The 6103-nt window shown below is 74.7% G+C and carries 4 protein-coding genes; 3 read left to right on the top strand and 1 reads right to left on the bottom strand.

What is annotated here, in order from left to right; all coding sequences use genetic code 11:
• The first annotated feature begins 279 nt into the window (after positions 1-279).
• Complete coding sequence (addA, locus tag ACVMLK_RS07100) at positions 280-3732, top strand: double-strand break repair helicase AddA (RefSeq protein ID WP_457485988.1); 3453 nt, start codon at positions 280-282, stop codon at positions 3730-3732.
• A gap of 20 nt (positions 3733-3752) precedes the next feature.
• Here the strand turns inward: addA and ACVMLK_RS07095 are convergent, their stop codons facing one another.
• Positions 3753-4388, bottom strand: a complete 636-nt coding sequence (locus ACVMLK_RS07095) for a UdgX family uracil-DNA binding protein (protein ID WP_457485987.1) — start codon at positions 4386-4388, stop codon at positions 3753-3755.
• A 147-nt stretch (positions 4389-4535) separates the two neighbouring features.
• On the opposite strand from ACVMLK_RS07095, the gene dnaN reads away from it, so the two are divergent.
• Both dnaN and ACVMLK_RS07085 read left to right on the top strand, forming a co-directional pair.
• Positions 4536-5663, top strand: a complete 1128-nt coding sequence (gene dnaN, locus ACVMLK_RS07090) for a DNA polymerase III subunit beta (RefSeq protein ID WP_198365461.1) — start codon at positions 4536-4538, stop codon at positions 5661-5663.
• 7 nt (positions 5664-5670) lie between these two features.
• On the top strand, positions 5671-6060 hold the full coding sequence (locus tag ACVMLK_RS07085) for a hypothetical protein (RefSeq protein ID WP_198365460.1): 390 nt from the start codon (positions 5671-5673) through the stop codon (positions 6058-6060).
• The last annotated feature ends 43 nt before the right edge of the window (positions 6061-6103 follow it).

The following is a 6103-nucleotide window of genomic DNA, read 5'->3' as shown; positions in this document are numbered from 1 at the left end:
GCGAGCACCCGGTCGGCCGGCAGGCCGCAGGCGCCGGCCAGGCCGGCGGCGAGGAGGTGGCGGCGTCTCGGCATCGGTGCGGCCCTTTCGGCTGAAGCGCTAAGCCCAAGCCTAGACCGCCCTGGCCCGCCAGGGGAATCGCCGCGTGCCTCCGGAACCGCCCGGCGGTGACGGCGGGTGCTCCGTGCCGCGCTATCGGGGCGCCCAGCGGGAGGCGGCCGCGCGCCTCCCGCCGCCTTGCCCATCGCCCCGGCGCGGCCGCCCGGCTACAACCGGGGCATGAGCAGCAGCACCGATCTCTCGCCCCGCGCCGCCGCCCAGGATGCGCAGCGGCGCGCCTCGGACCCCGAGGCCTCCGCCTGGGTCGGCGCCTCGGCCGGCTCGGGCAAGACCAAGGTGCTGACCGACCGCGTGCTGCGCCTGCTGCTGCGCCCCGGCGCCAGGCCCGGCCGCATCCTCTGCCTCACCTTCACCAAGGCGGCGGCGGCCGAGATGGCGACCCGCCTGGCCCGCCGCCTCGGCGAATGGGCGGTGGCCGAGGAGGCCGATCTCGGCCGCAGCCTGCAGGAGCTGACCGGCGCCGCGCCGGACGCCACGCTGCGCCGCCGCGCCCGCGCCCTCTTCGCCGAGGTGCTGGAGCAGCCGGGCGGCATGCGGATCGCCACCATCCATGCCTTCTGCCAGTCGCTGCTGCGCGGCTTCCCGCTGGAGGCCGGGCTGCCGCCGCAGTTCACTCTGATCGAGGAGGCGGACGCGGCGGAGATGCTGGCCGAATCGCGCGAGGCGGCGCTGGCCTCCGGCCGGCTGCCCCCCGCGGCGATCGAGGCCATCGCCGGCCTCGGCAGCCCGGAGGATTTCGCCGACACGCTGCAGAGCCTGGTGAAGGAGCGCGACCGGCTGGGCGGCGCCATCGCCCGGGCCGGGGGGCTGGCCGGGTGCGACGCCGTGCTGCGCCGCCGCCTGATGCTGCCGCGCGAGGGGGGCGAGGCGGAGGCGCTGGCCGCGGCCTGTGCCCGGGTGGGGGCGGAGATGGTGCGCGCCAGCGGTCTGCTGCGCCTCAGCGGCAATGCCAACGACCGCGCGCGCGGCGAGCGGATGAAGGCCTGGATCGACCTGCCGGTGGAGGCGCGCCAGGTGTGCTGGGAGGACTGGGCCGGGATCTTCCTCACCGACAAGGGCGAGCCGCGTAAAAACATGGCCACCAAGGCCGGCCTGAAGGACCGCGCCGAGGAGGCGCAGGCCCTGATGGCCGAGGAGGCGGCGCGCATCGCGGCGGTGGAGGAGGAGCGGAGGGCGTGGCGCCTGCACGCCGCGAGCCTCGCCCTGCTCGCCCTCGCCCAGCCGGTGCTGGAGGCCTATGCGGCGCGGAAGGCGCGCCAGGGGGCGGTGGATTTCGACGACCTGATCCAGGCCGCGCGCGGCCTGCTGCACGATCCGGGCAGCGCCTGGGTGCTCTACAAGCTCGATGGCGGGCTCGACCACCTGCTGCTCGACGAGGCGCAGGACAGCAACGCGCATCAATGGGAGATCGCGGAGAAGCTGTCCGCCGAGTTCTTTTCCGGCCTCGGCGCGCGCGAGCCGGAGACGCGGCGCAGCATCTTCGCGGTGGGCGACGAGAAGCAGTCGATCTACAGCTTCCAGGGCGCCGACGCCGCGGGCCTCGGCCGCTACGCGCACCGCTTCGCCCGGCAGATCGCGGCGGCGGAGCAGCGCTTCGAGGTGGTGCCGCTGAACGTCTCCTTCCGGTCCACGGCGCCGGTGCTGTCGCTCGTCGATGCCGTCTTCGCCGAAGGGCCGGCGCGGCGCGGCGTGGTGGCGGAGGGCGCCGTGCTGGAGCACCGCGCCGACCGCGCCGGGGATGCCGGGCGGGTCGAGCTCTGGCCGCCGCTGGCCCGGCCCGAGGCCGCCACCCTGGAAGCCTGGGAGGTGCCGGAGACGCCGGTGGCCGAGGAGGACGCCGAGGCGCTGATGGCCGAGGCGCTGGCGGCGCGCATCGCCCACATGGTGCGGCACGAGACCCTGCCGGCGCGCGGCGGGCGGCCGATCCGCCCCGGCGACATCCTGGTGCTGCTGCGCCGCCGCACCGCCTTCAGCGGCCTGCTCGTGCGGGCGCTGAAGGCGCGCGGCGTGGCGGTGGGCGGGCTCGACCGGCTGCGCCTGATCGAGCAGATCGCGGTGCAGGACCTGCTGGCGCTGATCGACGTGCTGCTGCTGCCGGAGGACGACCTGCAGCTCGCCGCCCTGCTCAAGAGCCCGCTCTGCGGCGTCTCGGAGGAGGAGCTCTGCGCCCTGGCGGGCGGCCGGGTGCAGCCGCTGTGGTGGCGGCTGCTGCAGGAGCGCGGGCGCGACACCGCGCCCGGCCGCGCCGCCGATTGGCTGGCCGCGCTGGCCGACCGCGCCGACCTCGCCACCCCCCACTCCATCCTGGCCGAGGTGCTGGGCGAGCATGGCGGGCGGGCCCGCATCCTGGCCCGCCTCGGCCCCGACGCCGCCGACCCGCTGGACGAGGTGCTGAACGCCGCGCTCGCCTTCGAAGCGCGCCATCCGCCCAGCCTGCAGGGCTTCGTGCAATGGCTGCGGCGCGGCGGGGCGGAGGTGAAGCGCGAGGCGGAATCGGGCGTCGATGCGGTGCGGCTGATGACGGCGCACGGCGCCAAGGGGCTGCAGGCACCGGTGGTCATCCTGCCCGATGTCGGCAGCGGCCGCGGCGAGAAGCCGCTGCGCTGGGAGGAGAGCGAGCCGTCCCTGCCCTTCTGGGCGCCCCGCTCGCGCCGCGACTTCTTCGCCCCCGCCTGGACGCGGCTGATGGAAGCGGAGGAGGCGGCGCGGGCGGCGGAGGAGAACCGGCTGCTCTATGTCGCGCTGACCCGTGCCGAGGACCGGCTGCTGGTCTGCGCCTGGGGCGAGCCCAAGGCCGGCTCCTGGTACGACTTGGTGGCGCAGGGCTTCGCCCGCCTGGAGGGCGCCCGGGAGCTGGCCTTCGAGCCGGCGGCCTTCGGGGCGCCGCCCGCCGCCCGCTTCACCGGACCGGCGCGCTGCCTGGACAGCGCCCAGACCGCTCCGCCGCGCGCCGAGGCCGGACAGGCCGAGCCGGGCGAGGCCGGGCCGCTGCCCGACTGGATCGGCCGGCCGGCGGCGCCGGAGAGCATGGCGCTGACCCTCTCCCCCTCGGCGCTTCCCGGCGAGACGGAGACGCCCACCGCCGCGCCGCATGGCCGCGCCGATCCGACCGGCGAGCGCTTCCGCCGCGGCCGGCTGCTGCACGCGCTGCTGCAGCACCTTCCGGACTATGCGGAGGCGGAGCGGGAGGCGACGGCGCGGCGCTTCCTGGCCAGGCCCGGCCATGACCTCTCCGAGGCCGAGCGGGCGGCGACCCTGGCCGAGGTGATGCGGCTGCTGCGCCTGCCCGAGCTGGCGGCGGCCTTCGGGCCCGGCAGCCTGGCCGAGGCGCCGATCGCCGGGCGGGTCAATGGTCTGCCGCTGGCCGGCCAGGTGGACCGGATGCTGGTGACGCCAGAGCGGGTGCTGATCCTGGACTACAAGACCAACCGTCCGCCGCCGGAGGAGATCGGCGGCGTCCCGGCGCTCTACCTGCGGCAGATGGCGGCCTATCGTGCCCTGCTGCGGCAGGTCTTTCCGGGACGGAAGGTGGAGTGCTGGCTGCTCTGGACATGGTCAGCCCGCGCCATGCCCCTGCCCGGAGCGCTGCTGGACCGGCACATGCCGGGGTGAGAAGCCGGTGCGCCGTCAGGTCACAGGGGCAGACTTCCCTGCGGCGGGCCGTCCGCCTGCGCCGCCGTCTGCCCCGTTGGCCGGATCTCGCCGCGCGCCGCCTGCCCGGCCAGGCCCAGCTCCGCCACGAACCGCTCGAACTCCTGCTTCCTTAGCGCCGCGTCCGGCAGGCGCAGCAGGTAGCTCGGATGCACGGTGATCAGGACGGGCCGCCCCTCCGGCCCCTCGAAGACCTGGCCGCGCAGCTTCAGCAGCGGCAGCTTCTGCCCCATCAGCGCCTGGGTCGCCGTGGCGCCGAGGGCGACGAGGAAGCGCGGCGCCACGCTCTCCACCTCCGCCATCAGGAATGGGCGGTAGAGCTTGATGTCGCCGGCGTCCGGGCTCTGGTGCAGCCGGCGCGGGCCGCGCTGGACGTACTTGAAGTGCTTCACCGTGTTGGTGACGTAGCTCGCGGCGCGGTCGATGCCGGCGGCCTCCAGCGCGCGATCGAAGAGCTTGCCGGCCGGGCCGACGAAGGGGCGGCCCTGTCGGTCCTCCTCGTCGCCCGGCTGCTCGCCGACGAACATCAGCGGCGCGCCGGGGGGTCCTTCGCCGAGGATGGCGGGGCGGTCCGTGGCCCAGCTGGCGCTGGGGGGGAGGGTCTGGCTCTGGGGCATGGCATGGAATTCAACGATCCGGCCGCCTCCGGGTTTTCGGCCCGCCTTTCCCGCGCCATGCCCGGCTGTTAGAGAGGGCGACTGTCCATGATTCCCGGGGCGCGCCCGACGCGCCCCTCTTCTTCCGCGCGGGGGGGTGTTCTTGCCATGAAGTTCTCGGTGGACCGGGCGGTGCTGCTGAAGGCGCTGGCGCATGTGCAGAGCGTGGTCGAGCGGCGGAACACCATCCCCATCCTGGCCAATGTCATGCTGGCGGCGCAGGAGGGCAGCCTGACCCTGACGGCGACCGACATGGAGATCGCCATCGTCGAGGCGGTGCCGGATGTCACTGTGACGCGCCCCGGCCGCACCACCGCCCCGGCGGCGACGCTCTACGAGATCGTCCGCAAGCTGCCGGACGGCGCCAAGGTGGAGCTGGACCATCCGGGCGGCGACGCGCCGCTGGCGCTGCGCGCCGGCCGCTTCGCCACCAGCCTGATGGTGCTGCCGGTGGAGGACTTCCCCTCGATGACCGAGGGGAAGCTGCCGCACGGCTTCCTGGTGACGCCGACCCTGCTGCGCGAGCTGGTGGACCGCACCAAGTTCGCCATCTCCACCGAGGAGACGCGCTACTACCTGAACGGCATCTACCTGCACGCCACCGAGGCCGAGGGCCAGAAGGTGCTGCGCGCCGTGGCGACGGACGGCCACCGCCTGGCCCGCGTCGAGGAGCCGCTGCCGGAGGGCGCCGAGGGCATGCCAGGCGTCATCGTGCCGCGCAAGACGGTCAACGAGATCCGCAAGCTCGCCGACGAGACCAGCGAGCCGGTCGAGGTGAAGCTCTCCGAGACCAAGATCCGCTTCGCCTTCGGCAGCGTCCACCTGACCAGCAAGCTGATCGACGGCACCTTCCCCGAATACGAGCGTGTCATCCCGCGCGGCAACGACAAGATCCTGACGGTGGACAAGAAGGCCTTCTCGGACGCCGTCGCCCGCGTCGCCGCCATCTCCTCCGAACGCTCGCGCCCGGTGAAGCTCGCGATCCGGCAGGACAGCCTGACGCTGACCGCCAGCAGCCCCGACCAGGGGCAGGCCGAGGAGGAGCTGGACAGCGAGGCCGTGTCCTACCGGTCCGGTCCGATCGAGATCGGCTTCCAGGCGCGCTACCTCGCCGACATCACCGACCAGATCGCGGAGCGGGTGGAGTTCCGCTTCGCCGATGGCTCGGCGCCGACGGTGGTGGTGGATGCCGCCAAGCCCGAGGCGCTCTACGTGCTGATGCCGATGCGGGTCTGACCGCCGCATGCGACCGCTGCGCGCGCGGGTCCTGTCGCTGCGCGGGCATATCCTGTCGCTGCGCGGGCTGGCCGTGCTGATGGCGGTCCTGGTGGCGGGTGGCGAGATCGCCCGCCGTGCCGGCACCGCCGCCTTCGTCCCCCTGGCGCTGGACGAGCTGGCCGTGGCCGCCCTCCTGCTCTGGGCCGGCTGGCGTGGCGGCGCGGCGCGGCTGCTCGCCGCCTGGGGCGTGTTCTCGGGGCTGATGCTCACCCTGCTGTCGCAGAACGCCGAATACGTCCTGCACGGGCGGGAGAAGGCCGGCGCGGTCTTCTACCCGGTGCTTCTGGCCCTGTTGCTGGCCCTCGGCCTCTGGGCCATGGCGCGGGCCCTGCGCGCGCTGCCGCGGGGCGAGTGAGGGCGAGGCGGCGGGGTCCGAGCGGACGGACCGGAGCCGGATA

The organism is Teichococcus aerofrigidensis, from assembly GCF_054073225.1.
The sequence above is the reverse complement of the archived record's forward strand: the minus strand, read 5'-3'. Positions and strand labels throughout refer to the sequence as shown.